Annotated in this window: 22 protein-coding genes; 18 read left to right on the plus strand and 4 right to left on the minus strand. The window is 43.7% G+C overall.

Annotated elements, in window-relative coordinates:
• The first annotated feature begins 791 nt into the window (after positions 1-791).
• The 5 genes from queA (at position 792) to secF (ending at position 6,259) form a co-directional block, all read left to right on the plus strand.
• Positions 792-1,853, plus strand: a complete 1,062-nt coding sequence (queA, locus tag MP3633_RS07400; RefSeq protein WP_176335072.1) for a tRNA preQ1(34) S-adenosylmethionine ribosyltransferase-isomerase QueA — start codon at positions 792-794, stop codon at positions 1,851-1,853.
• Positions 1,854-1,885: 32 nt separating this feature from the next.
• Entirely contained in the window at positions 1,886-3,004 is a 1,119-nt protein-coding gene (gene tgt / locus MP3633_RS07405; protein WP_217909084.1) for a tRNA guanosine(34) transglycosylase Tgt, read from the plus strand.
• A gap of 70 nt (positions 3,005-3,074) precedes the next feature.
• Entirely contained in the window at positions 3,075-3,401 is a 327-nt protein-coding gene (gene yajC, locus MP3633_RS07410) for a preprotein translocase subunit YajC (RefSeq protein ID WP_112139504.1), read from the plus strand.
• An 80-nt stretch (positions 3,402-3,481) separates the two neighbouring features.
• Positions 3,482-5,335 carry a protein translocase subunit SecD gene (gene secD, locus MP3633_RS07415; protein WP_176335074.1) on the plus strand — a complete coding sequence of 618 codons (1,854 nt, stop codon included), beginning with the start codon at positions 3,482-3,484 and terminating at the stop codon, positions 5,333-5,335.
• Between the two features lie 9 nt (positions 5,336-5,344).
• Positions 5,345-6,259, plus strand: coding sequence for a protein translocase subunit SecF (gene secF, locus MP3633_RS07420; RefSeq protein ID WP_176335075.1), 915 nt, complete (start codon positions 5,345-5,347; stop codon positions 6,257-6,259).
• A gap of 80 nt (positions 6,260-6,339) precedes the next feature.
• Here the strand turns inward: secF and asd are convergent, their stop codons facing one another.
• Entirely contained in the window at positions 6,340-7,200 is an 861-nt protein-coding gene (asd, locus tag MP3633_RS07425) for an archaetidylserine decarboxylase (protein WP_176335076.1), read from the minus strand.
• Between the two features lie 24 nt (positions 7,201-7,224).
• Positions 7,225-8,709: an HDOD domain-containing protein gene (locus MP3633_RS07430; RefSeq protein ID WP_176335077.1), complete on the minus strand. Its 1,485-nt coding sequence runs from the start codon at positions 8,707-8,709 to the stop codon at positions 7,225-7,227.
• 122 nt (positions 8,710-8,831) lie between these two features.
• On the opposite strand from MP3633_RS07430, the gene motA reads away from it, so the two are divergent.
• Positions 8,832-9,686 carry a flagellar motor stator protein MotA gene (gene motA, locus MP3633_RS07435; protein ID WP_112139495.1) on the plus strand — a complete coding sequence of 285 codons (855 nt, stop codon included), beginning with the start codon at positions 8,832-8,834 and terminating at the stop codon, positions 9,684-9,686.
• A 33-nt stretch (positions 9,687-9,719) separates the two neighbouring features.
• Positions 9,720-10,628, plus strand: a complete 909-nt coding sequence (locus MP3633_RS07440; protein WP_176335078.1) for a flagellar motor protein MotB — start codon at positions 9,720-9,722, stop codon at positions 10,626-10,628.
• On the opposite strand, the gene rsgA is transcribed toward MP3633_RS07440, so the two are convergent.
• On the minus strand, positions 10,625-11,659 hold the full coding sequence (rsgA, locus tag MP3633_RS07445; protein ID WP_176335079.1) for a small ribosomal subunit biogenesis GTPase RsgA: 1,035 nt from the start codon (positions 11,657-11,659) through the stop codon (positions 10,625-10,627). The two genes, MP3633_RS07440 and rsgA, sit on opposite strands and share 4 nt — an antisense overlap.
• Positions 11,660-11,733: 74 nt before the next feature.
• On the opposite strand from rsgA, the gene orn reads away from it, so the two are divergent.
• On the plus strand, positions 11,734-12,291 hold the full coding sequence (orn, locus tag MP3633_RS07450) for an oligoribonuclease (RefSeq protein WP_176335080.1): 558 nt from the start codon (positions 11,734-11,736) through the stop codon (positions 12,289-12,291).
• Positions 12,292-12,348: 57 nt separating this feature from the next.
• Here the strand turns inward: orn and MP3633_RS07455 are convergent, their stop codons facing one another.
• On the minus strand, positions 12,349-13,098 hold the full coding sequence (locus tag MP3633_RS07455; RefSeq protein ID WP_176335081.1) for a sulfite exporter TauE/SafE family protein: 750 nt from the start codon (positions 13,096-13,098) through the stop codon (positions 12,349-12,351).
• A gap of 139 nt (positions 13,099-13,237) precedes the next feature.
• Between MP3633_RS07455 and tsaE the strand changes: the two genes are divergently transcribed.
• The 10 genes from tsaE to MP3633_RS07505 all read left to right on the plus strand — a co-directional run bounded on the left by tsaE (position 13,238) and on the right by MP3633_RS07505 (position 23,335).
• Entirely contained in the window at positions 13,238-13,708 is a 471-nt protein-coding gene (tsaE, locus tag MP3633_RS07460) for a tRNA (adenosine(37)-N6)-threonylcarbamoyltransferase complex ATPase subunit type 1 TsaE (protein WP_176335082.1), read from the plus strand.
• A gap of 86 nt (positions 13,709-13,794) precedes the next feature.
• Positions 13,795-15,123: an N-acetylmuramoyl-L-alanine amidase gene (locus tag MP3633_RS07465; RefSeq protein ID WP_176335083.1), complete on the plus strand. Its 1,329-nt coding sequence runs from the start codon at positions 13,795-13,797 to the stop codon at positions 15,121-15,123.
• 37 nt (positions 15,124-15,160) lie between these two features.
• Complete coding sequence (gene mutL, locus MP3633_RS07470; protein WP_176335084.1) at positions 15,161-17,071, plus strand: DNA mismatch repair endonuclease MutL; 1,911 nt, start codon at positions 15,161-15,163, stop codon at positions 17,069-17,071.
• Position 17,072: 1 nt separating this feature from the next.
• The gene (gene miaA / locus MP3633_RS07475; RefSeq protein WP_176335085.1) at positions 17,073-18,005 is read left to right on the plus strand and encodes a tRNA (adenosine(37)-N6)-dimethylallyltransferase MiaA; all 933 of its coding nucleotides are present in this window, start codon (positions 17,073-17,075) and stop codon (positions 18,003-18,005) included.
• A gap of 89 nt (positions 18,006-18,094) precedes the next feature.
• A complete protein-coding gene (hfq, locus tag MP3633_RS07480; RefSeq protein ID WP_112139478.1) occupies positions 18,095-18,340 on the plus strand; it encodes an RNA chaperone Hfq in 246 nt (81 codons plus the stop codon).
• Between the two features lie 35 nt (positions 18,341-18,375).
• A complete protein-coding gene (hflX, locus tag MP3633_RS07485; RefSeq protein WP_176335086.1) occupies positions 18,376-19,665 on the plus strand; it encodes a ribosome rescue GTPase HflX in 1,290 nt (429 codons plus the stop codon).
• Between the two features lie 40 nt (positions 19,666-19,705).
• Positions 19,706-20,953: an FtsH protease activity modulator HflK gene (gene hflK, locus MP3633_RS07490; protein WP_112139474.1), complete on the plus strand. Its 1,248-nt coding sequence runs from the start codon at positions 19,706-19,708 to the stop codon at positions 20,951-20,953.
• Positions 20,953-21,834, plus strand: a complete 882-nt coding sequence (gene hflC / locus MP3633_RS07495) for a protease modulator HflC (RefSeq protein ID WP_176335087.1) — start codon at positions 20,953-20,955, stop codon at positions 21,832-21,834. Before hflK ends, hflC begins: the two co-directional genes overlap by 1 nt.
• 115 nt (positions 21,835-21,949) lie before the next feature.
• The gene (locus MP3633_RS07500; protein WP_176335088.1) at positions 21,950-22,147 is read left to right on the plus strand and encodes a DUF2065 domain-containing protein; all 198 of its coding nucleotides are present in this window, start codon (positions 21,950-21,952) and stop codon (positions 22,145-22,147) included.
• 12 nt (positions 22,148-22,159) lie between these two features.
• Positions 22,160-23,335 (plus strand): ATP phosphoribosyltransferase regulatory subunit, encoded by a 1,176-nt coding sequence (locus MP3633_RS07505; protein ID WP_112139467.1) that lies wholly within the window; start codon positions 22,160-22,162, stop codon positions 23,333-23,335.
• Positions 23,336-23,351 lie beyond the last annotated feature (16 nt).

Consider the following 23,351-nt stretch of genomic DNA (forward strand, 5'->3'; position numbering starts at 1 on the left):
CATATAAAAAGACCTTGAAGGTCTTTTTTACTGTTTAAAATCGTATTATTTATCTTTTAATATACGAATTAGTTCCAGAAAACCCTTTTTAAATTCATAAAAAAGCCCCAATAAAGGGGCGTTTTTTTAGTTGGTAGCGGTAGCCAGACTCGAACTGGCACACCCGAAGGCATCGGATTTTGACATTTTCACGGACTATATCATCACCCTAAAAAATAGGGGCTGGACGCTTTTTCATTAAGATATTAATACTTAACTAATTCCTGTTATTAAGCCTATTCGCATAAGCTCAGGTAGTCTCTGAACCTTCCCAGACTCCGTGGGCTTGGCTGCTGATTGTCTCGTCAAAGATTTTCCAGCAATTCATCCAATTTAATCGACTTTCTTACGAAAGAAGCGGACTCGTTTATTTTTTCTTTCACTCTATTAGAGTGTTTTCAGACACAGATTAATCCGACGTGTCTACCAATTCCACCATACCGCCAACAATTCCAAAAGCTATACAACAGTTATACAACTTTTTTTATCTTTTTCAAAACTATAAGTTGATGTTTTAAAAGAATATTTTCTTAAAAAAATGATAAACCGTTTCGATTTTGAATCCGTCGTGTCTACCAATTCCACCACACTGGCCTTGAAAAAGGTGAGGCGTATTCTATGTTATTTCTGAAATAAGTCAATGGATATGGAAGTTATTTTTATCTTTTTAATATGACGTCGCTTGGAAGTACCTTTTTACGTGATTTTTCGATAAAATGCCGGGTCGTTTTTTCTAGGTAGTGTTCCCTATCATGCTCGTTTCCGATTATCACTTTGATTTACCTGATTCATTGATTGCAAACTATCCAACACCGGATAGGACTGCCAGTCGGTTGTTGCACCTTGATGGCCCCAGTGGCGAGGTGGTTCATCGTCAATTTCCTGATGTATTAGATTTGGTGCAGCCGGGTGATTTGATGGTGTTCAACAATACTCGAGTGATTCCTGCTCGCGTGTTTGGGCAGAAAGAGTCTGGCGGGAAAATTGAGGTATTGGTAGAGCGGGTAATTGGTACGAACGAAGCGTTGGCACATATTCGCGCTAGTAAGTCGCCAAAGGAAAACAGCAAGCTGATTTTAGGGCAGGATAAAGGTGAGCAGATTGAAGTGACTATGTTGGGTCGCTCTGGTGCTTTGTTTCATCTTGCCTTTAATGAACCAGTGCTTGACGTGTTATCTCGTGTTGGTCACATGCCGCTGCCACCTTATATTGAGCGTCCTGATGAGGACAGTGATCAGGAGCGCTATCAAACCGTTTATAATCAAAAGCCCGGTGCAGTTGCAGCCCCAACGGCGGGTTTGCATTTTGATGATGAATTGTTAGAAAAGCTGAAGGCAAAAGGGATAGAAGCGGCGTTTGTCACCTTGCATGTGGGTGCAGGAACTTTTCAACCAATGAAAGTGGATAATGTAAAAGACCACATTATGCACGCGGAGTATGTTGAAGTTGAGCCCAGTGTGGTTGAGCAAGTGAAGGCCGCGAAAGCCCGCGGTGGTCGAGTGATTGCAGTGGGGACAACCAGTGTTCGCAGTCTTGAATCGGCCAGCCAAAGTGGTGAGATCGCTCCAATGCAGGGCGATACCAGTATTTTTATCTACCCGGGTTATGAGTTTAAGACGGTGGATGCTTTGGTGACGAATTTTCACTTGCCTGAGTCTACGCTCATTATGTTGATTAGCGCGTTTGCTGGGTACGATCACGTTATGTCGGCGTATCAAGCGGCAGTAGAGCAGAAATATCGATTTTTTAGTTATGGCGATGCCATGTTTATTACACGAAATACGCAGGCTTCAGGCCCGCAAAGTGAGGAATAAGACGAATGTCTGATAAGCGTCCAGAATGTTTTATGGATTTTGATCTTCATACCACGTCAGGAAAGGCGCGTCGTGCAACGCTGACTTTTCCTCGAGGTAAGGTTGAAACGCCAGCGTTTATGCCGGTAGGGACTTACGGCACAGTAAAAGGGATGTTGACCAAAGACATCGAAGAAATTGGTGCGGACATCATTTTGGGTAACACGTTTCATTTATGGCTTCGTCCGGGAACGGACGTGGTAAAAGCTCATGGTGACTTGCATGACTTTACCCAATGGAAAAAGCCAATTTTAACCGACTCTGGTGGTTTTCAGGTTTTTTCATTGGGCGAAATGCGTAAAATCACCGAAGAAGGTGTGAGCTTTCGTTCTCCGATTAACGGATCGAAAGTGTTTTTGAGTCCTGAGATATCGATGCAGGTTCAAAAAGATCTTGGTTCTGACGTCGTGATGATTTTTGATGAATGTACCCCGCATCCAGCAACAACTGACGTAGCAGCAACATCGATGCGTAGAAGTTTACGGTGGGCTCAGCGTTCTAAAGACGAGCACGGAGAGAGTCCTTCTGCGTTGTTTGGTATCATTCAGGGCAGTATGTACGAGAACTTACGCGAAGAGTCTTTAGAAGGTCTTGTTGATATTGGCTTTGATGGCTACGCTATTGGCGGTTTGTCAGTGGGTGAGCCAAAAGAAGAAATGATGAAGGTGTTGGATTTTGTTACCCCTAAAATGCCAGCGGATAAACCTCGCTATTTGATGGGTGTCGGCAAGCCAGAAGATTTGGTGGAAGGCGTTCGTCGTGGTGTTGATATGTTCGACTGTGTCATGCCTACTCGTAATGCGCGTAATGGTCATCTGTTTACCTCGGATGGTGTTGTTCGTATTCGTAATGCTCAGTATCGTGAAGATATCGGGCCATTAGACAAAGAATGTGATTGTTACACTTGTAAAAACTTTTCTCGGTCTTATTTACATCACTTGGATAAGTGTAAAGAAATGGTAGGGGCTCAATTAAATACCATTCATAACTTACGTTATTACCAAACACTCATGGCGGGATTGCGTCTGGCTCTAGATGAAGGTAGATTTGACGCCTTTGTTGATGAGTTCTATGCAAAGCGTGGCTTAGATGTGCCAGTTTTGAGTGAATAATAAACAAATTATGCAGATTCTTTAAATAAAAGGATCGCAACAGTTTCATAAACCATTGGAGAGTTAACACATGATCTCATTGATCTCACCAGCGTATGCTGAAGGCGGACTAGCGGCAGATGGAGGTATTTTTAACCTTGTATTGCTTGCGGGTTTTGTCGTCATTTTTTACTTCCTTATGTGGCGCCCACAAGCAAAGCGTGCGAAAGAGCATAAAAACTTGATCGCATCTTTGGCTAAAGGTACTGAAGTAGTAACTGGCGGTGGTGTATTGGGTAAAGTATCTAAAGTAGATGATAACTACGTAGTACTTGAAGTGGCTGAAGGCGTTGAAATGAAATTTCAAAAGTCTTCTGTTGCTGCTGTATTGCCTAAAGGAACGTTAAAGTCTATTTAACTTTCTTAGAAAAGCGCCTTCTCTAGGCGCTTTTCTTTTTTATCGATCCATTCAAATTTTTTAGGTGTAAAGGATTTTTCATGCTTAACAAGTACCCCTTGTGGAAGTATTTGCTAATTCTTCTTGTTTTGGCTTTGGGGCTACTCTATGCCTTCCCAAATCTTTATCCGGATGATCCAGCGCTACAACTATCTACCCAAAAAGCGACTTCTGTTGTTGATGAGCAAGCTTTGCTGAGAGCGACAAGTGCGCTTTCAAAAGCAAATATAGAATTAAAAGAAGCAGAGCTTACTTCTGCTGGCGGTACCTTGCGCTTTAATAGTGGTGAGGACCAACTTGCTGCCAAGCCTGTCGTGGCGGCAGCATTGGGTGATGATTTTGTAACAGCATTGAACCTTGTTCCTACTACACCGGACTGGCTGTCCTCTTTGGGGGCGGGTCCTGCTAAGTTAGGTTTGGATCTTCGCGGCGGTGTGCATTTCTTGTTAGAGGTGGATACCCCAGCGGCCCTTAAGCAAAAGCTTGAGGTCAGTGCGAGTGAAATGAAGGCGTCGTTGCGTAAGAGTCGTGTGCGTTATCGCAGTGTCGATATTGAAGACGGTGTGCTTTCGATTCGTTTCTTGCAAGAGGTCGATTTGTCGTTGGCGGAGAATTTGTTGAAAGATGAATTCCCTGACTATCGTTATGGTACTCATCAAGATGAAGCTGAATTTTACTTAGACATCAGCTTTACTGAAGCGTCGAAGAAAGAAATTGAATCCTATGCTTTACAGCAAAACTTAACGACTTTACGTAACCGTGTAAATGAACTGGGTGTGGCTGAGCCATTGGTGCAGCGTCAGGGCAGTAATCGTATTGTTGTTGAGTTGCCAGGTGTACAAGATACCGCAGCGGCAAAACGTATCATCGGTGCGACAGCTAATCTAGAGTTCCATTTAGAAGCGGGTTTGGATGATAGCGGGTCAGATATAGAGACTCTGACTTTTCGTGATGGTAGTGGTCGCACTGCGCGTTTAGAGCGTGATCTAATTATTACGGGTGACAGTGTTTCCGATGCGAGTTCGTCTTTTGATGAAAATGGCCAGCCTCAGGTCAACATCAGCTTGGACTCCAAAGGCGGTAAGCAAATGAGTAAAGTAACTCGTTCTGCTGTTGGTCGTAATATGGGTGTTGTGTTTATCGAGCATAAGTCTCGTAGTCGTTTTGTTGAAAATGAAGAAGGCAAAATGGAAGAAGTGCGTCGAAGCTACAGTGAGAAAGGTATTATCTCTTTAGCGACGATTCAAACAACGTTGGGCAACTCATTCCGAATTACAGGTTTGGACAGTCCGCGTGAATCTTCTGAGTTGGCTCTTTTGCTTCGTGCCGGTGCTTTGGCTGCGCCAATTTATTTTGTCGAAGAGCGTACCATTGGGCCGAGTTTGGGGGCAGAAAATATTCAGCTTGGTGTTAGCTCTGCTCAAATCGGCTTATTGGTTGTGATGTTGTTTATGCTGGTTTATTACAAGGTGTTTGGTATTTTTGCCAATGTCTCGTTGGCCCTAAATATCATTCTTTTGATGGCGTGTATGTCTATCATGGGAGCAACACTGACACTGCCTGGTATCGCGGGTATTGTACTGACCATGGGTATGGCGGTGGACGCCAACGTGTTGATTTTCTCTAGGATAAAAGAGGAGTTGGCAAGCGGTGTTGGCAGCCAGCAGGCAATACATTCTGGTTTTAACCGCGCCTTTACGACTATTTTAGATGCCAACATTACGACATTGCTTGTTGCTGTTATCTTGTTTGCAGTGGGTACGGGTCCGGTGAAAGGTTTCGCGGTGACGTTGTCGCTTGGTATTCTTACTTCGATGTTTACGGCGATTGTTGTGACGCGTGCGCAGGTGAATCTTGTGTATGGCGGCCGTAAAAATAAGAAACTGTATATTTAGGAGAGCGCCATGAAAGTGACAAATATTCCATTTATGGCAATGCGTAAAATCGTGGCTATTTTTTCGATTACGTTGATCCTAATTTCTCTTGGTTCTTTAGCGACTAAGGGGTTGCAATTCGGCTTGGACTTTACGGGCGGCACCTTGGTTGAGGTGACTTATGATGAGGCTCCTAACCTAGACGATGTTCGTGAGTTGTTAGGCAAAAACGGCTATGGCGATGTGGTTGTGCAGAACTTTGGTTCGTCAACCGATGTTGTGGTTCGTATGGCTAACTCTTATACGCCAACACTGGGTGATGAGGTGTTGTCTACACTTCAGAGTGATGGGACCAATAAGGTTTTGCTTCAGCGATCTGAGTTTGTTGGCGCTCAAGTGGGTGAGGAGTTACGTGAGCAGGGTGGCTTAGGTATGTTACTCGCCTTGGCTGTCGTCATGATTTACGTTGCGGTGCGATTTCAGTTTAAGTTTTCGCTTGCCTCTGTAGCGGCGCTTGTTCACGATGTCATTATCACTTTGGGCTTTTTCTCAATATTTGAGGTGGAGTTTGATTTGACGGTATTGGCTGCATTGTTGGCCGTCGTTGGGTATTCGCTTAACGATACTATTGTAGTGTGTGACCGTATTCGCGAAAACTTCCGTATCATGCGGGATACTGAGCCGTATGACCTTGTCAATGAATCGATTAACCAAACGCTGGGTCGTACTTTAATTACGTCATTAACGACCTTGTTTGTGTTGGTTGTATTGTTTGTGGCTGGTGGTGAAGCGATACATAACTTCTCTATGGCTTTGTTAGTAGGGATAGTTGTTGGTACTTATTCTTCTGTTTTTGTAGCGGCAAACTTATTGCTCGCGTTGGATGTGAAACGAGAAGACCTTGTTCCAGCACCAAAAGAAGAGCTAGAAGACGACTTGCCATAACCTAGTGTTGTGATTTCTTCGAGTACAAAAAAAGCCTGCTTCATATGAAGCAGGCTTTTTTATTGGGGGTTGTGTGGTGTTTACTTCTCTTTGATTTGTCCAAAATGCATGCCCATCTTAGTAGGTGTTTCTGCTTGTATGGACTCCTCCCATTTGACGGCGTCTTTTCCAAACAAAACGATGGCGGTAGAGCCAAGTTTGAAGCGTCCCATTTCCTCGCCTTTTTTGATTTCAATTTTATTTAGTTCGCTGTAATCCCAAGTCACTACGTTTTTATTGAATGGTGTAACTTGTCCCGCCCATGTGGTTTCTATGCTGGCTACGATCATAGCGCCTACCAATATTACCGCCATTGGGCCGGCTTCTGTGTCGAAAATACAAACCGTGCGTTCGTTACGAGCAAAGACGCTTGGAATTTGTTCGGCTGTTACTTTGTTCACTGAGAACAGCTTGCCAGGTATATGGATCATTTTCGTCAGTTTGCCGGTAAGTGGCATGTGTACACGGTGGTAATCTTTTGGAGAGAGGTAAACGGTTGCGAAAGAGCCGCCAAGGAATTGGTTGGATAGTGAAGCATCGCCACCTAAGAGGCTGGTCAGGCTGTAGGTGTGGCCTTTGGCTTGTAATAAAGTGCCGTGTTCTATTTCACCAAGTTGGCTGACTGCTCCGTCGGCAGGACAGACAATTCCGTTTTTTTGTTCGCATATTGGGCGCAGCTCTGAACGAATGGCTCGGGTAAAGAAGTCGTTAAAGTTGCGGTAAGACAAAGGGTCGCTATTAACTGCTTCAGACATGTCTACTTGGTATTTTTTGATAAATTGATTGATAAAGGTGTTTTTTACCCAAGTATTTTCGCATTCCGCAATGCGGCCAATGGTGCGAGACAGTGTTTTTTGCGGAGTGATATGTTGCGCAAAGGCAAAAAGTTGATCTTTAGTCACGGTATTTATCCTGAGTTATTGAATTTATGGTGTGCTGTGGCTGATTAAAGACACGATTTGTTTAAGGTTTTTGTAATCTTTCTCATTGAATTCTGTGCGGGTTTCTAGCCAAAATATTGCCATTTCATTTTTTGATGTCTGTGTTGAGGCAAGGATGAGGTGGCTATTGGTGTCAATTATTTGGTCAGCTGTATGTGGTAAGTCTTTTAATAGGTTGTCTAGCTTTTGTCCGGATAAGTGGCTTGCTGAGCGTTTTTTGGATAGTTTTTCAAACACGCTTGATTGTGAGCTCCATAAGATGGCTTTAATTATTTCTATGTTATAGCCAGATTGAAACATCGGAGATACTTTGTTGTTTGAATGCTTAAAAATAATACTGTGTTGTGCGTTTGGTATGGCTTGCTTGATTGTTTTCAGGGCAAGGTTTGCCTTCTGTTTTGTGTCTATGTCGCCTTTTTGACTGAGCGCTTTTTTCAGTGCTGAAATAGGAGATAACGTGACTTTTGTTTTTTGGTTGGGTGTGTTTTTGCCAGTGAATAGGTTGGGGTCAAGGAGTTGTTGTGCAAGAGATATTTTTCCACCGTTATTGTACAAAGTGGCGGCTTCGGTGCTTGCTAAATGAGCGGTATGGATGACCTCTCCAAGGCGACGATGCATGACTGTCGCGACGACACGGTAGAAAAAAGGCAGATTTTTAGAATCCCATCGCATCAAACTGGCTTCATGAGCAACCTTGTTTGCGCAATAAGAGAAGATGAGCGGGTTGTTGATTAAAATGGTGAGTCTTTTGTCTTCGGTAAAACCTGGTAATTCGTCTGGATGGTGAGCCAAATGCGCTAGGGCTTGCATTTCTTTTGCGTTAGGTATGTGTTTGGTTAGAAAAGACTCAATGACTTTTTGTGGTGTGCCCCAATGAGAGCAAAGGTGTACCGTGAGCTCATCAATGCGACACCCTAAAGTACTTAGCTCTGCTTGGCTGGCTTTTTCGCCTTGTTTGATTTTTTGCCTAATGGACATCATGGTTGGGTAGGCGTAGAACCACAACAGCCATCTTGCAGCATCACGAAAAAGTGTTATCCAAAATATATCATCTTCATGGCTGGTTAATTTTTCGATTGCCCAGTGTCTTGCTATGGTTGCTGCTTCGTAGCTGGTTTGTATTTCGCTTAAAAAAGCGGCTACATGAGGTATTTTTTGTGTTGTTTTAATGTCGTAGGGGGCGAATCGAGGAAACAGCTTGGCTATACCGTTCATTCCGACCATGGCGGCAGCATGAAACGGTGTTTTTATTTCGCTGTTTTTATTTGGAATGATTCGATTTGCTTCGTTAAGGATGGCGAAAGCCAATAGCGGATCTGATGCTATATTGGCTTGCATGCCATCAAGTGTGTCTTCCGTTCTTTTTATTTGGGTTTTAAGACGAGATAAATTGACGGCTTTAACCGGAAATTTTTTATTCTTAAGGAAATGAAGCCATTCATTTAGGCCAGAAGGTGACTTGTCTTTCATAGCTGGTTACATTAGTGACTCGGTTGTTTATGAGTGTATAAAGTGCTCTTATATTTTTTATCTCATTAATCATACTGTATATTGAGGTGAGAGCATACTTTGTCAGTATTAAGGAAGGGAATATGTTTGCGTTAGCTGGCGTACTGGTTGTTATCGTTAGTGTTGTATCGGGTTATTTGGCGTCTCATGGTAATATGTTGGCGTTATGGCAGCCTTTTGAAGTGATTATTATTTGTGGCGCGGCATTGGGCGCCTTCATGGTAGCGAATCCGCTTATTGTTCAGAAAAAAGTATTCACTATGCTGCCTCAGATTTTTTCTGGGAGCCGTCATAATAAGCGTTTTTACCTTCAGTTATTAGGTTTGATGTACTGTCTTTTTCAAAAAAGCCGCCAAGATGGTTTTTTGTCTATTGAGGAGGATATTGAGTCTCCTTTTACCAGTGAGTTGTTTAATCGTTTTCCTGATGTGGTGCGTGATCATGAGGTGGTAGAGTTTTTAACTGACAATTATCGGATCTTTACGTTAACAGGTCTGCCCGCTTATGAAATAGACGCCATTATGGACAATGAAATTGAGCAGATTCAAGAAGAGCTTATTGCTCCTAGTCATGCATTGAATCGTGTAGCGGAGGCTTTGCCTGGGTTTGGTATTGTTGCTGCGGTACTTGGTATTGTTATCACTATGGGGGCGATAGGTGGCCCATTAGAAGAGATTGGTTCACACGTAGCAGCGGCATTAGTCGGGACGTTTTTGGGTATCTTTTTTGGTTATGGGTTTGCTGGGCCGGCGGCTTCGCATTTGGAGAGCCTAGGAGCTCATGAGTTAAAAGCGTATTTGTGTATTAAAGCGTGTTTAAATTCGATTGTTTCTGGTTACGCACCGCCTGTAGCAGTCGAGACGGGGCGTAAGTTGCTACCTCCGGATATGCGTCCAAGTTTTATTGAATTGTCAGATGATCTTAAGCAATACCGCTAGTATGGGCTTATAGCAAGTTTTGGGGAGTGTTAGATGGCTTTAGGTTCTAATGGCCTGGTTATTCGGCGGGTTAAGAAAATCAAAAAAGTTGCACACCATGGTGGTGCTTGGAAAATAGCTTTGGCAGATTTTGCTTTGGCTATGATGGCTCTCTTTTTGGTTTTATGGATATTAAGTGTCGCCACGCCTGAAGAGTTGGCCAGTATTGAGGGGTATTTCCAAGATCCAATGGGGGCCTCTGTGGCAGGTTATAGTGCCAATCCTATCGATCTTGGTGGGAGTCCAGCAAAAAGTACGGAGAAAAAATTGGATTTACAGCTTCCTGAGTCTGGCAGTACTGATGTCGAGTCAAGAGATTTGCGTGCTGGGAATGGCCCTGATTCAGCGGATGCAAAAAGCATTAACGATATGGTGCAAAAAGAGATGGGAAGAATGAATATTCTACTCTCTGAGCAGCAAAATTTGCGTATTGAAGTAACACCTATTGGCGTTCGGATCACGTTATTGGATGATCCTGATGAGCCTATGTTTGAGCGCGGTAGTGCCCGAATGATGCCGGATATTGAAAATACTTTGCTTACTATGTCTTCCATCTTTAACAAGGTGGCCAATCCTATTGTGATTACGGGGCACACAGATTCATCAAGGTTTAGTGGTTCAGGTAGGTTGGATAATTGGGATTTATCAGCGTTACGAGCGAACGCTGCGCGTCGTATACTAGAGGAAGGTGGTGTTGAAGATGGGCGTATTGCTCAAGTAATAGGTTTATCAGACACTATACCTTACAACCGATTTGATACAGGTAGTGCTGAAAATAGACGAATCAGTATTACTTTATTGACAGATGAAGCTTATAAGAAAATGCTGGATCAAAATCTCCGTAATTTTGGAACCCCTGCCCAGCAATCTGATTTACAATTGTCTCCTGAAGCAATTTTTTAAAAGGCTTGATTTTCCCGAATAGACTGTTTAATTCTTAAGAAGCTTTGGAAGCGGTGCTCTGTTATTTCACCTTTATCTAATGCTTGAAGAATTGCGCATCCTGGTTCTTTTTCGTGAGCACAATCACGGAATCGGCAATAGCCAATATGTGGTTGAAATTCGATAAAACCATTCAGAAGTTCTTCCTCAGAGATATGCCATAAACCAAATTCACGTATTCCCGGAGAGTCAATAAGATCTCCGCCTTTTGGCATGTGGAATAGACGAGCTGTGGTTGTGGTGTGTACACCTTTTTTTCGTTTTTGAGAGAGTTCACCAATCGTAATATCTATATCGGGAAGTATGGTACCAATAAGGGATGATTTACCGACACCAGATTGTCCGACAAATACGCTGGTTTTATCTTGCAAGAAACTGTAAAGCGATTCCATGCCTTCTTGATGCTTGATTGATGTTCTGATTATTTTGTAATTTAGGTCTTCGTATGTCTTTAAAAGATTATCTAAGCTGGCTTGATTGCTGTCGTCTATTAGATCGCACTTGTTAAGTAGTATCACTGGAGGAATGCCAACGGTTTCAGCGGCAACTAGATAACGGTCAATTAAGTTTGCATGAGCGACAGGTTCCGCGGCAATCACAACGACAATGTGATCAATGTTGGCCGCAACGGGTTTCAATCTTCCGTGCATGTCTGGACGAGACAGTGACGTGTGTCTTGGTGTCGTGGCGACAACAACGCCGCCTTCATTTTGCTTAGGACGCCAGACAACTTTATCGCCTGTAACGAGTTGGCCTAAATTGGCGCGTAAATTACAGCGCGTGGAAATACCAATAAAGGGCTCTTGCGTACCTTCGACTTCGACTTGTGTGCCGAAGTGGGAAATGATCATACCTTCGGTTTCGGGTCCAAGATCAGATGACTGAAGGAGCTCTTCAGCGATATCGCCGCGTTTTTGGGTGCGTTCTACGCGTTCCTTGTGAATTCTTTCAATTCGCCAAGTTTGTTGTTTGGTAAGTTTTCGCTTCGACATTAGGCTCGTCTGATCATATAGTAAGGCGCATAGAGTATAATGCTTGGCATTGATAATAAAGGACTTGGAAGGTTATGAGCTTAAATGAAGAGAATTTAGTATGGATTGACCTTGAAATGACAGGGTTAGATCCAGAGAGTGATACCATTATTGAAATTGCGACAGTGGTCACAGACAAACATTTAAATGTGTTGGCTAAGGGGCCGAGCCTTGCAATACATCAGGAAAAGCCGGTGATGGATGCAATGGATGAATGGTGTACTCAGCATCACGGTGATTCTGGTCTAACAGCGAGAGTGTTGTCTTCTACTATCAGTATGGAGCAGGCAGAGTCTGAAACCATCCAATTTTTAGCGCAATACGTTCCCGCTGGAGTTTCGCCTATTTGTGGTAACAGTGTTGGTCAAGATCGTCGTTTTTTATATCGTTACATGCCAGCCCTAGAAAGATTTTTTCACTACCGCTATCTTGACGTGAGTACGGTGAAAGAATTGGCAAAACGCTGGAAGCCAGAGGCGTTAGAAGGGTTTAAAAAATCAGGTTCACATCTAGCGATGGATGATATTCTAGAATCTATTGGTGAGCTTCAGCATTATCGTCGAACCATGTTTGGTTTAGACGATAAGGTATAAATTCCATTTCCGAAGGATCTAAAAGGTATTTGATGCGCTTTAGGGGTTTAAGGCTCATTAAATAATCGCAGAGGCTCCGTCCCAGATTAGCTTGATCCCTGTTAGGAATAGAAAACCATACATGAATTTAAAAAATAGCGCGGTTGATATTTTATAGTGCAACCAAGCGCCGAGTTGAACGCCTAGGTAAGCAATAGGGGTAAAGCAAAGAGACAGAAGTATGTTTGAAGTGTTTAGTTGCCCAAGCATGCTATATGGAATGAGTTTTACATAGTTAATTGCGGTAAATATCACTGCTGCGGTAGCGACGTACTGCGTTTTATGAAGGTTTGCTCTAAGTAAGTAAACGCTCATTGGTGGGCCGCCAGCATGGGCGATAAAGCTGGTGAGGCCGCCGAGAGCGCACCAGAGCTTTCCAGCTATGGCACTAAGTGGTTTTGGTTGAGTTGTGCAGTTTTTTCTTGGCCATGAGTTTAGAACAAATCCTACCGCAATAATTCCCACCATTATTTTTAGCCACTCAGACGAAAACCATGATGCGGTCAATCCTCCAATAATAACCCCGACGATAGCCGCTGGAATGCATTTAATGAGTTGTTCGTTGCTCCATTTCCCCCAGAACTTTTGTACGGCAAATATGTCCATAATACACAGGATGGGAAGCATGATGGCGGCAGCAAAGATGGGAGAGGTTTGAAGGGATATGAGTGGTACGGCCATAATACCGAATGCGCCAGAAAATCCTCCTTTAGAGATGCCTGTAATAAATACGGCAATGGCAATGAGTGAAATGAGAAGCCAATCCATAAATGTCCTTCGTTGTGATGTTAATGTTGTTAGCTTGCTGATTATGGGGTATTGGTGCTTGTTTCAAAAGCCTTCTGTATTAGAATTACGTGAGTTTTTTGTGTTTGCTCTTTTTGGGTGTAGAGAGGATTAATAAGTAATGCGAATAGAAAAAGATGTTTACGGTGAGGTGGCGATGGAGGGCCTGGGAGAGGTTGTTTCATCTGCATTGAAAGTGGGTGGGGTGGTTTATCTAGAGGGTGATCTTGGGATGGGAAAAACCACACTGGTGAGAGGGGTGCTGCGAGGTCTAGGTTATCAAGGGCCCGTGAAAAGTCCAACTTACACCATCGTTGAACCATATGAGTTACCCAATTTGGAAGTGTATCATTTTGATTTGTATCGCGTTAGCGACGCAGAAGAGCTTGAGTTTATGGGGATTCGGGATTACTTCACTGAAAGTGGTTTGTGCCTGATTGAGTGGGCGGAAATGGGGCGTGGGGCGTTGCCAGAGGCGGATTTGGTGGTCTCTTTGAACCTGATTCGTCAGGGTCGTCATGTCTCTTTAGAGGCGCAAACAGAAAAAGGTTTGGCTGCTCTAAAAGTTTTACAAGAGGTCATAACTTCTTGATGTATAGAAGTCTTTACTATAAGTAAGATTGAGATCCATTTAATCAGCAGTTATAGTGTGTCAGATATACTAGCTAGCTGTCTGATATGCATACTAAATTTCACATTTGTCTTTTTGTTTTTATTAATTTAATTCTGTCTGTCGCGTCTTTGGGGATTTTTGCCGCCGAAGTTCGAGATATACGTGTTGCTCAACAAGAAGGGGTGACGCGTTTGGTATTTGAGCTTTCTGATGTTTCAGAGCATCGAATATTTCCTCTGTCAAACCCTGAGCGCATTGTTTTAGATATTAGCGATGTTGTGTTAGATGCAGCCGTCGTAAATGGCTTATCTGCGCTATCCTCTGATGTGTTGATGCGTGTACGCTACGCTAAGCGTGATAGTGGGGTGCGCTTTGTGCTTGATTTGGCTCAGAAGGTCAGGGCAAAAAGTACTGTTCTTGCGGCAAATGGTACTTATGGTCCACGGATTCTTGTCGAGCTTGAATATGGTGTTCGCAAGCCTGCCACGATAGTAAAAAGTTTGGCAAACCTGTCAAAAGAAAAACGTAATATCGTCATCGCGATAGACCCAGGGCATGGCGGTAAGGATCCAGGGGCTTTGGGGCAATACAAAGTTCGAGAGAAGGATATTGTTTTATCTATTGGCAAGGAGTTGGCGAGTCGAATCAATGCGGTAGACGGTTTTAAAGCGGTCTTGACGCGTTCGACAGATACTTATCTTGCTCTTCGTGACCGTTCGCGGGTGGCGCGTGATGCAAATGCCGATTTAATGATTTCGATTCACGCGGATGCTTTTACTAAGTCGAGCGCTCGCGGTGCTTCTGTGTGGGCGCTATCTCTTAGTGGTAAAAGTTCTGAAATGGGGCGCTGGTTGGCCCAGCAAGAAAACTCGGCGGATCTGGTCGGTGGTATTTCGTTGGATGATAAGGATCAGTTGTTGGCGGAAGTATTATTGGATATGTCGATGAATTCGACGATTCAAATGAGTCTTAATATTGGTAAAAGTGTTTTGGGTGAAATGAAAGGTGTTGCAGTATTGCATAAAGGCAGTGTGCAGCAAGCTGGTTTTGTTGTACTAAAATCACCGGATATACCATCGATATTGATCGAGACAGGCTTTGTATCAAACAAAACAGAGGCAAAAAATCTTTCTAGCAGAGCGTATCGGGTTAAGTTAGCGGCTTCCATTGCCACCGGTGTTGTTGAATATTTTACGAAGAACGCGCCTGATGGAACGCTGATTGCCTGGAAGCAAGGTAATCATACTGACTTTGTTTATACCGTTGAGAAAGGCGACACACTTTCTGAGATCGCGCGCAGTAATCAGGTGTCCCTCGCTGTTATACGACAAGCGAATGATCTGAAAAACGATGTTATTTGGATTGGTCAGAAGCTAGTCATCCCCGCTGGATAGAATTCCATTCCCTTTTGTTATTAATTAAAGGTTGCTCATGCAAAGAATTAATCTTTTGTCACCACGTTTAGCCAACCAGATTGCTGCCGGTGAGGTGGTTGAGCGTCCAGCTTCCGTTGTGAAAGAGCTGCTTGAAAATAGCCTAGATGCTGGTGCTTCTCAGCTAGATATTGATGTGGAGCAGGGCGGCGTTAGGCGTATAAAAATACGGGACAACGGTATGGGGATTATGAAAGATGATTTGTCCTTAGCTTTGAGTCGTCACGCAACGAGTAAAATCATAACGTTGGATGACTTAGAGGCAGTTCGTACACTTGGGTTTCGTGGTGAGGCGTTAGCGAGTATTAGCTCTGTTTCCAGAATGCACCTTACCTCTCAGGCTGAAGATGAGTCAGAGGCATGGCGAGTCGAGGCGGAAGGGAAGGATATGGCAACAGCCGTACGCCCAGCTTCGCATCCACAAGGTACAACTATCGATGTGCGTGATTTGTTCTTTAATACACCCGCCCGTCGAAAGTTTCTGCGCACAGAGAAAACAGAATTTGCCCATCTTGAAGAGGTGGTGAAAAGGTTGGCGCTCAGTCGTTATGAGACAGGTTTTCGTTTAAGTCACAACGGTAAGCAAGTTTATGATCTTCGTCCAGTAACGGATCAGCTTCATGCTGAACACAGGCTGGCGACCTTGCTGGGTAAAAAATTCATAGAAAACTCGTTGACACTGGATGTTGAAGCCGCGGGGTTACGCTTGTGGGGATGGATTGGTTTGCCCACCTTTTCTCGGTCTCAGGCGGATCTACAATACTTCTTTGTGAATGGCCGAGTGGTTAAAGATAAATTGGTGGCACATGCTGTTCGTCAAGCGTATCGCGATGTTTTATATAATGGTCGTCACCCTACTTTTGTTCTGTATCTCGAGCTGGATCCTTCCACTGTTGATGTAAACGTGCACCCAACAAAGCATGAGGTACGGTTTCGCGATGGACGTTTGGTTCATGATTTTTTGTTCAGTCGCATACATAAAGCCATTGCGGATGTGAGGCCTGAATCGGATGCAGCACCCACCGGAATGCAAGAAACATCATCGAATGAGTCGGAAATTACAGAGCAGTCTGCTTTACAGTTGTCAAATCGTCCTGCTTCATCTGCAATGGATTGGATGAGGTCAGCGTCAAGCTCGCCAAGCTCTTCAGATGTTCGTGGTCAGCTTGATGGGATGCGCCGTCTTTCTGGTTATGCTCAGGAGTACACGTCACAAACTGAGACGGTTGACCCTGAAACAGGAGAGGTGAGAGAGGCTGCCCCCTTAAGTTTGCTTGGGCAAAGTGATGTCTCTGCTTTTGGGCAAGATGTGGATTATCAAGCGGTGCCTCCCTTAGGTTTCGCTGTTGCTCAGTTGCATGGTGTGTATATTCTTTCCGAGAGTGAGCAGGGGCTTATCCTGGTCGACATGCACGCCGCCCATGAACGCATTGTTTATGAGCGAATGAAAACGGCCTTTTATCAAAAAAACATCTCATCACAGCCTTTACTGGTGCCTATTAATATCGCCGTGTCGCAAAGTGAAGCGGATTTGGTTGAGGAAAGCAGTACTGTTTTTGAGGCGTTTGGGTTTCGTGTGGAAAGAACTGGGTTAGAAAGTGCCATGGTTCGAGAGGTTCCCGTTATACTGATTCGAGGCGATGTTGAAGGTCTAGTTCGTGATGTGATTAGTGATTTATCAGCAAATGGTATATCAGATCTAATGGAATCGCGTGCGAATGAATTGATGGCGTCCATGGCTTGTCATGGCGCGATTCGAGCGAATCGCAAATTAACAATTGCAGAGATGAATAGTCTTCTTCGTGATATGGAAATAACGGAGCGAAGTGGACAGTGTAATCATGGTCGACCGACTTGGGCGCACTTGAGTATGTCTGACTTAGATAAACTCTTTTTGAGGGGGCGTTAAAATGGCAAAGCCACATGTTGTTTGTTTGATGGGGCCAACGGCTTCTGGGAAAACCGGGCTAGCAGTTGAGTTAGCTGAGCACCATAATTTTGAAATTATCAGTGTTGATTCCGCTCTTGTTTACAAAGGCATGGATATTGGGACAGCAAAGCCTGATGCGGCATTGTTAGCAAGGGCGCCTCATCGGTTGATCGATATTATCGATCCGCTTGAATCTTACTCGGCAGCAGATTTTGTATTTGATGCGGTTGAGCAGTCTCAGGAAATTCTGGCGAAAGGTAAGACCCCGCTTTTGGTGGGAGGGACTATGATGTACTTCAATGCTTTGCAAAAAGGTTTGGCAGAAATGCCGCAAGCCAATGTGGAGCTTCGAGCTGTGATTGAAGCTGAGGCAGCTGAAAAAGGTTGGGTTGCCTTGCATGAGGAATTGCAAACAATCGATCCAGAGGCTGCGTCTCGTATCCATCCTAATGATCCGCAGCGTTTACAGCGCGCTATTGAAGTGTATCGATTAACTGGTAAAACCATGACCCAGTTCTGGGCTCAGCAAGAGGCTGTTTCTTTGCCTTTTGATATGATTAATATGGCGGTGATGCCAAAAGAGCGAAGTGTGTTGCACGCTCGAATTGAGCGGCGTTTTTACGACATGATGGATCAGGGTTTTTTGGCTGAAGTGGAGAGCTTATATAAGCGTGGTGACTTGTCAATTGATATGCCTTCTATGCGCTGTGTTGGTTATCGGCAGCTATGGCAATATTTAGAAGGTGACGATTTGCTAGATGATGCTATCTTTAAAGGTGTTGTTGCTTCTCGTCAACTGGCTAAAAGGCAGCTTACTTGGTTGAGGGGTTGGGATGATTTGATGATTTTTGACAGTTTGTCAAAAGATCTTTTGGCCGAGACCTTGAATTATATTGAAAGCAGGATTATATAGGGGAAATGGATAAAGATTTGGTGTAGTATCTACAGTATTGTTTTATCAATATTTAATTTAATATTTTACGCTTACTTAAGGAGATTCAAATGTCAAAAGGGCAATCATTACAAGACCCTTATCTAAATATTCTACGTAAAGAAAGAGTGCCAGTGTCTATCTTTCTTGTAAATGGAATTAAACTTCAAGGTCAAATCGAATCATTCGATCAGTTTGTGATTTTGTTAAAAAATACCGTTAGTCAAATGGTTTATAAACATGCCATTTCTACGGTTGTGCCTTCTCGTACTATCCGCATCCCGTCTCCTGATCAGCCGGAAGATGCTGCTGAATAGTTTGTCTATAATACGGCAAACAGAGGAATACCAGATTGTTTTTTGAACGACCAGATAGTGGTGAAATAGCAGTATTGGTCCATATAGATTTTAATGATAAAAATGAATCTTATGGGCCAGAAGAATTCGTTGAGTTAGCTATTTCTGCTGGCGCAGATCCTGTGGCTGTTGTTACAGGATCTCGTCAGCGGCCTGATGCGAGATACTTTATTGGTACTGGCAAGTTAGCTGAAATAAAAGATATTGTAGATCGAGAGGAGGCGCAAGTCGTTCTTTTTGATCATGCTTTGTCTCCTTCCCAAGAGCGTAATTTAGAAAGTGCTTTACAATGTCGGGTGCTTGATCGCACTGGGTTAATTTTAGATATTTTTGCTCAGCGCGCACGAACACACGAAGGTAAGTTGCAAGTGGAGCTTGCTCAATTGCAGCACACCTCAACTCGTCTTATTCGTGGTTGGACTCACCTAGAGCGCCAGAAGGGCGGGATAGGCATGCGTGGTCCGGGTGAAACTCAACTTGAAACAGATCGTCGCTTGTTACGAGAGCGTATCAAGGCAATCCAAAAAAGATTGAGTAAAGTGGATTCTCAGCGTGATCAAAATCGTCGGTCACGTGATCGGTCTTCTGTGCCAACGGTTTCTTTGGTTGGTTATACCAACGCAGGTAAGTCTACATTATTCAATCGAGCGACAGGTGCGGATGTGTTTGCGGCGGATCAACTGTTTGCCACACTTGATCCTACCTTAAGACGCTTGGATGTTGAGCAGATTGGTTCGATTGTTTTGGCGGATACCGTCGGGTTTATTCGTCAGCTACCACATAGATTAATTAAGGCGTTTCAGGCGACTTTAAGAGAGTCTTCCGAGGCGGATTTATTGTTGCATATAGTGGATGCAGCTGATATTTATCGTGATCAGAATATGGCGCATGTTGATACTGTGTTGGCAGAAATTGGTGCCGATGAGGTGCCAACCTTAATAGTATTTAACAAAATAGACGCATTGCCAATGTCTGAGCCTCGAATAGACAGAGATGCAGAGGGGAACCCTTTGCGAGTCTGGTTGTCTGCTCGTGATGGTCAAGGTATTGATTTGCTTAAGCAGGCAATCGCTGAACTGTTGGCGGTAGATGTTTTTAGTGAAACGCTTTATTTGTCCAGTAAGTATGGGCGCTTAAGGGCGATGTTGTTCGAACATGGGGCTGTGAAATCAGAGCGCTTTGATGAAACGGGCCGATTTGTTCTTGATGTAAAGTTACCTAAAAAAGATTATTTGCAGATCTTGGCTCGTGCTGGCATGTCTGAGGATCAGATCGAAGCCGTGTAAGCTGTACAGAATTATCATTAAAATAAAGTGGAGACGTAGTATGGCCTGGAATGAACCGGGTAATAACGACAATGACCCATGGAATCCAGATAAAAACCGTAATAATGGTGCTGGGCGCCCAGATGGAGATCGTGAAAAAGATGCCAATAATGACCCTTGGGGTCGTAAGCCTGGAGGAAAAGAACAAGGTCCTCCAGACTTAGATGAGGCTTTTCGTAAATTGATGGATATGTTCGGTGTTAAAAAATCCCGCAAGTCTGGCGGCTCCGACAACGGTGGAGACTCCGGTATGTCTGGTAAGTTTGGTGGCGGTTTAATTGCTGTTGTTTTGCTTGCTGTGTTGGGTTTATGGGGTGCGACTGGTGTCTATCAGGTAGATCAGCAGGAAAGGGGTGTTGTGCTTCGTTTAGGAGAATATCACTCAACTGTTATGCCTGGTTTGCATTGGAATCCGTCTATGATTGATTCTGTTACTAAGGTTAATGTGACGAAGGTTCGTTCCCATGACCATAAGGCATTGATGCTGACAGTTGATGATGCGATCGTTGAAGTGGGTGTTTCGGTTCAATACTCCGTTCAAAATCCAAAGGATTTCTTGCTTAACGTTCGTAGTCCTGAAGAATCACTTGCTCAAGTGACAGAAAGTGCGCTTCGTCATGTAGTGGGTAGTTCTGAAATGGATCAGATTTTGACAGAAGGTCGAGAGTTATTGGCGGCAGAAGTTAAAGTTCGTATTCAAGATTATAGCAATGCTTATGGTACTGGCTTATTGATTTCGAAGGTTAACGTTGAAAATACTCAGGCGCCGAATCAAGTGCAAGAAGCGTTTGATGATGTTATTAAGGCGAAAGAGGATGAGTTGCGAGTACGTAATGAAGCCGAGTCTTATGCTAATGGTATTATTCCTGAAGCTCGAGGTCGTGCACAGCGTATCAGAGAGGAAGCTGAGGCTTATCGCTCTGAGATAGTTGCTCGGGCTAGTGGTCAGGCTGATCGTTTTGATCGTTTGTATCGCGAGTATACTAAAGCGCCAGACGTCACTCGTCGTCGTTTGTATATTGAAACGATGGAGTCGGTCTATAAAGATGTGAATAAAGTTGTTGTTGACACTCAAGGTGGAAATAACATGATGTATTTGCCTTTGGATCAGCTAATGAAGCAGCGTCCAGAGTCATCTAAAGGTGCGGGTTCTGCAAGTTCAGGAAATATTGGGGCGTTGACAGATCAAGTTCTTGATGAGATACGTAAACGTCAGAATTCAACCGTTCGTAGAGAGGGCAGAAACTAATGAAAGGCTTTTCTTTTTCAGTTTTATTTGTGGTTCTTCTCGGCATGTTGGTTGCTTCTCAAACGCTTTTTGTCGTGAATGAGACAGAGCGTGCAGTGGTACTTAAGTTTGGTGAGATTGTGCGAGGCGATGTAAAGCCTGGCCTTCACTTTAAGCTTCCAATTGTAAACGAAGTTAAGATTTTCGATGCTCGAATTTTGACAATGGACTCTCGTCCTCAGCGTTATTTGACGTTGGAGAAAAAAGCGGTTGTCGTTGATTCTTATGTGAAGTGGAAGATCGATTCAGTTGTTAAGTTTTATCAAGCCACTTCTGGTGATGAAATTATTGCTAATCGAATTTTATCTTCGCGAGTGGACACTGGTTTGCGAAATAAGTTTGGCGAACGAACGATGCATGAAGTTGTTTCAGGGCAGCGTGACCAGTTGATGACAGGGTTGCGTGATGAGCTGAATGGAGTTGCTCAGAATGAGTTGGGTATTTCTATTGTAGATATCCGAGTCAAACGCATCGATCTACCACCTGATGTAAGTGAATCTGTTTACGCTCGTATGCGTACTGAGCGTGAGCGTGAGGCTCGTGAACACAGATCGAAAGGTTTGGAGCTTGCTGAGGGTATTCGTGCTGACGCAGATCGCCAACAAGTTGTTTTGGAAGCTGAAGCACAGCGTGATGCGGAGATGATCCGTGGTGATGGTGATGCTAAAGCGGCGGCAATTTACTCTAACGTTTACACTCAAGATCCTGAATTTTACGAATTCTATCGTAGTCTTCAGGCTTATCGCGAAAGCTTTAATGGTAGCAGCGATTTGTTTGTCCTTGAACCAGACAGTGAGTTCTTTAAGTATTTGAATAGCTCTACCGGTGGTTTCACTAAATAGAGTGGATATTCATCAATAATCGTATATGAAGCCTATTTGTTAAAATAGGAAACATGATACTATTACAGAAGCCGGGCTAAGCCCGGTTTTTTAATGATCAAAATAAAGAGAATCTATGCAGGAATTGTTGCAGTCGCTGCTCATTGGCGTCAGCCTTTTATTGATCGTCGAGGGTTTTTTGCCTTTTCTCGCCCCGAATTTTTGGCGGGAAATAATGGTAAAAGCAATCGCGAGCTCAGATTCGAATTTACGCATTCTGGGGGCGGTTAGTATGTTTCTTGGATTAATGCTTCTTTTGCTGACACGAAGCTAAGAGGGTAATTTAATGTCATTAGCAGATCGCTGGTTACTTCCTGATGGGGTTGATGAGGCGTTGCCTGAGCAAGCCGCTAAAATTGAACACCTTAGAAGAACGCTGCTTAATCTCCATGAAAGCTGGGGATATCACCTAGTAATACCTCCTCTTTTAGAGTATTTGGATTCCCTTCTTACGGGAGCCGGCTCAGACCTAGAAATTGAAACATTTAAAGTTATTGACCAATTATCAGGTCGACTTCTAGGTATTCGCGCCGATTTTACATCGCAAGTTGCGCGTATAGATGCCCATTGCCTTAAAGACAATGGTGTTCAGCGTTTGAGTTATTGTGGCAGTGTTTTGAGAACAATGCCTGCAGGTTTGGATGGAACTCGTAGCCCTATTCAGTTAGGGGCAGAAATTTATGGTCATGGTGGTGTAGAAAGCGATGTCGAGGTGTTGTCTTTGATGTTGCAGACTTTATCTACGGCTGGCTTGTCCAATGTTGTTCTTGATCTAGGGCATGTTGATGTTGTTAGTGGGGTTTTAGCTGCATGCGACCTTAGTGCGGATCAGAAAGGCAAACTGATTGAATTGTATAAAGCAAAAGATTTGCCTGAGCTAGATCGATATGTAGAAGAACTTAGTTTGCGTGATCTTGAAAGGAAGTGGTTAGTTGGTTTGCCGCGTTTATGTGGTGGTAAAGAGGTATTGCTGAGCGCTACTGAATTGCTTGGTGGTGTAAATGAGTCGATTCGTAATGCAATTGTCTTATTGCAAGAGGTTAGTGAGTCTATCTGTCAGCGCTTTCCTACTGTTGGATTGCATTTTGATTTGAGTGACTTGGTTTCTTATAGTTATCATACCGGTGTTGTTTTTGCGGCTTATGTTCCCGGCCATGGTAATGCGATCGCCCGTGGTGGTCGTTATAATAATATTGGGCAGGTATTTGGTCGTTCTCGACCCGCGACAGGTTTTAGTACGGATGTAAAAGCCTTGGTTTCTTTGACGGATATTATTGTCAAAAAGCCAAAAACTGTTTTATCGCCAATATGCTCAAGTGATGCGCTTTGGAAAAAAGCGAATTCTTTGCGTGCTGAAGGGTACCGAGTGGTAGAGGTTTTGGATGACCTTTACACTGGAGATGCTGATTTTAAGCTGGATTTTGTTGATGATACCTGGCAGTTGATGCCGGTTCAAAACTAGACTTTTCTTTAAGAAC

The organism is Marinomonas primoryensis (assembly GCF_013372285.1).
Taxonomy (GTDB): domain Bacteria; phylum Pseudomonadota; class Gammaproteobacteria; order Pseudomonadales; family Marinomonadaceae; genus Marinomonas; species Marinomonas primoryensis.

Excerpts from the sequence above, each read along its gene's own strand:
- queA (WP_176335072.1), top strand. The coding sequence starts at position 792 with ATGCTCGTTTCCGATTATCACTTTGATTTACCTGATTCATTGATTGCA.
- tgt (WP_217909084.1), top strand. The coding sequence starts at position 1,886 with ATGGATTTTGATCTTCATACCACGTCAGGAAAGGCGCGTCGTGCAACG.
- yajC (WP_112139504.1), top strand. The coding sequence starts at position 3,075 with ATGATCTCATTGATCTCACCAGCGTATGCTGAAGGCGGACTAGCGGCA.
- secD (WP_176335074.1), top strand. The coding sequence starts at position 3,482 with ATGCTTAACAAGTACCCCTTGTGGAAGTATTTGCTAATTCTTCTTGTT.
- secF (WP_176335075.1), top strand. The coding sequence starts at position 5,345 with ATGAAAGTGACAAATATTCCATTTATGGCAATGCGTAAAATCGTGGCT.
- MP3633_RS07430 (WP_176335077.1), bottom strand. The coding sequence starts at position 8,709 with ATGAAAGACAAGTCACCTTCTGGCCTAAATGAATGGCTTCATTTCCTT.
- motA (WP_112139495.1), top strand. The coding sequence starts at position 8,832 with ATGTTTGCGTTAGCTGGCGTACTGGTTGTTATCGTTAGTGTTGTATCG.
- MP3633_RS07440 (WP_176335078.1), top strand. The coding sequence starts at position 9,720 with ATGGCTTTAGGTTCTAATGGCCTGGTTATTCGGCGGGTTAAGAAAATC.
- rsgA (WP_176335079.1), bottom strand. The coding sequence starts at position 11,659 with ATGTCGAAGCGAAAACTTACCAAACAACAAACTTGGCGAATTGAAAGA.
- orn (WP_176335080.1), top strand. The coding sequence starts at position 11,734 with ATGAGCTTAAATGAAGAGAATTTAGTATGGATTGACCTTGAAATGACA.
- MP3633_RS07455 (WP_176335081.1), bottom strand. The coding sequence starts at position 13,098 with ATGGATTGGCTTCTCATTTCACTCATTGCCATTGCCGTATTTATTACA.
- tsaE (WP_176335082.1), top strand. The coding sequence starts at position 13,238 with ATGCGAATAGAAAAAGATGTTTACGGTGAGGTGGCGATGGAGGGCCTG.
- MP3633_RS07465 (WP_176335083.1), top strand. The coding sequence starts at position 13,795 with ATGCATACTAAATTTCACATTTGTCTTTTTGTTTTTATTAATTTAATT.
- mutL (WP_176335084.1), top strand. The coding sequence starts at position 15,161 with ATGCAAAGAATTAATCTTTTGTCACCACGTTTAGCCAACCAGATTGCT.
- miaA (WP_176335085.1), top strand. The coding sequence starts at position 17,073 with ATGGCAAAGCCACATGTTGTTTGTTTGATGGGGCCAACGGCTTCTGGG.
- hfq (WP_112139478.1), top strand. The coding sequence starts at position 18,095 with ATGTCAAAAGGGCAATCATTACAAGACCCTTATCTAAATATTCTACGT.
- hflK (WP_112139474.1), top strand. The coding sequence starts at position 19,706 with ATGGCCTGGAATGAACCGGGTAATAACGACAATGACCCATGGAATCCA.
- hflC (WP_176335087.1), top strand. The coding sequence starts at position 20,953 with ATGAAAGGCTTTTCTTTTTCAGTTTTATTTGTGGTTCTTCTCGGCATG.
- MP3633_RS07500 (WP_176335088.1), top strand. The coding sequence starts at position 21,950 with ATGCAGGAATTGTTGCAGTCGCTGCTCATTGGCGTCAGCCTTTTATTG.
- MP3633_RS07505 (WP_112139467.1), top strand. The coding sequence starts at position 22,160 with ATGTCATTAGCAGATCGCTGGTTACTTCCTGATGGGGTTGATGAGGCG.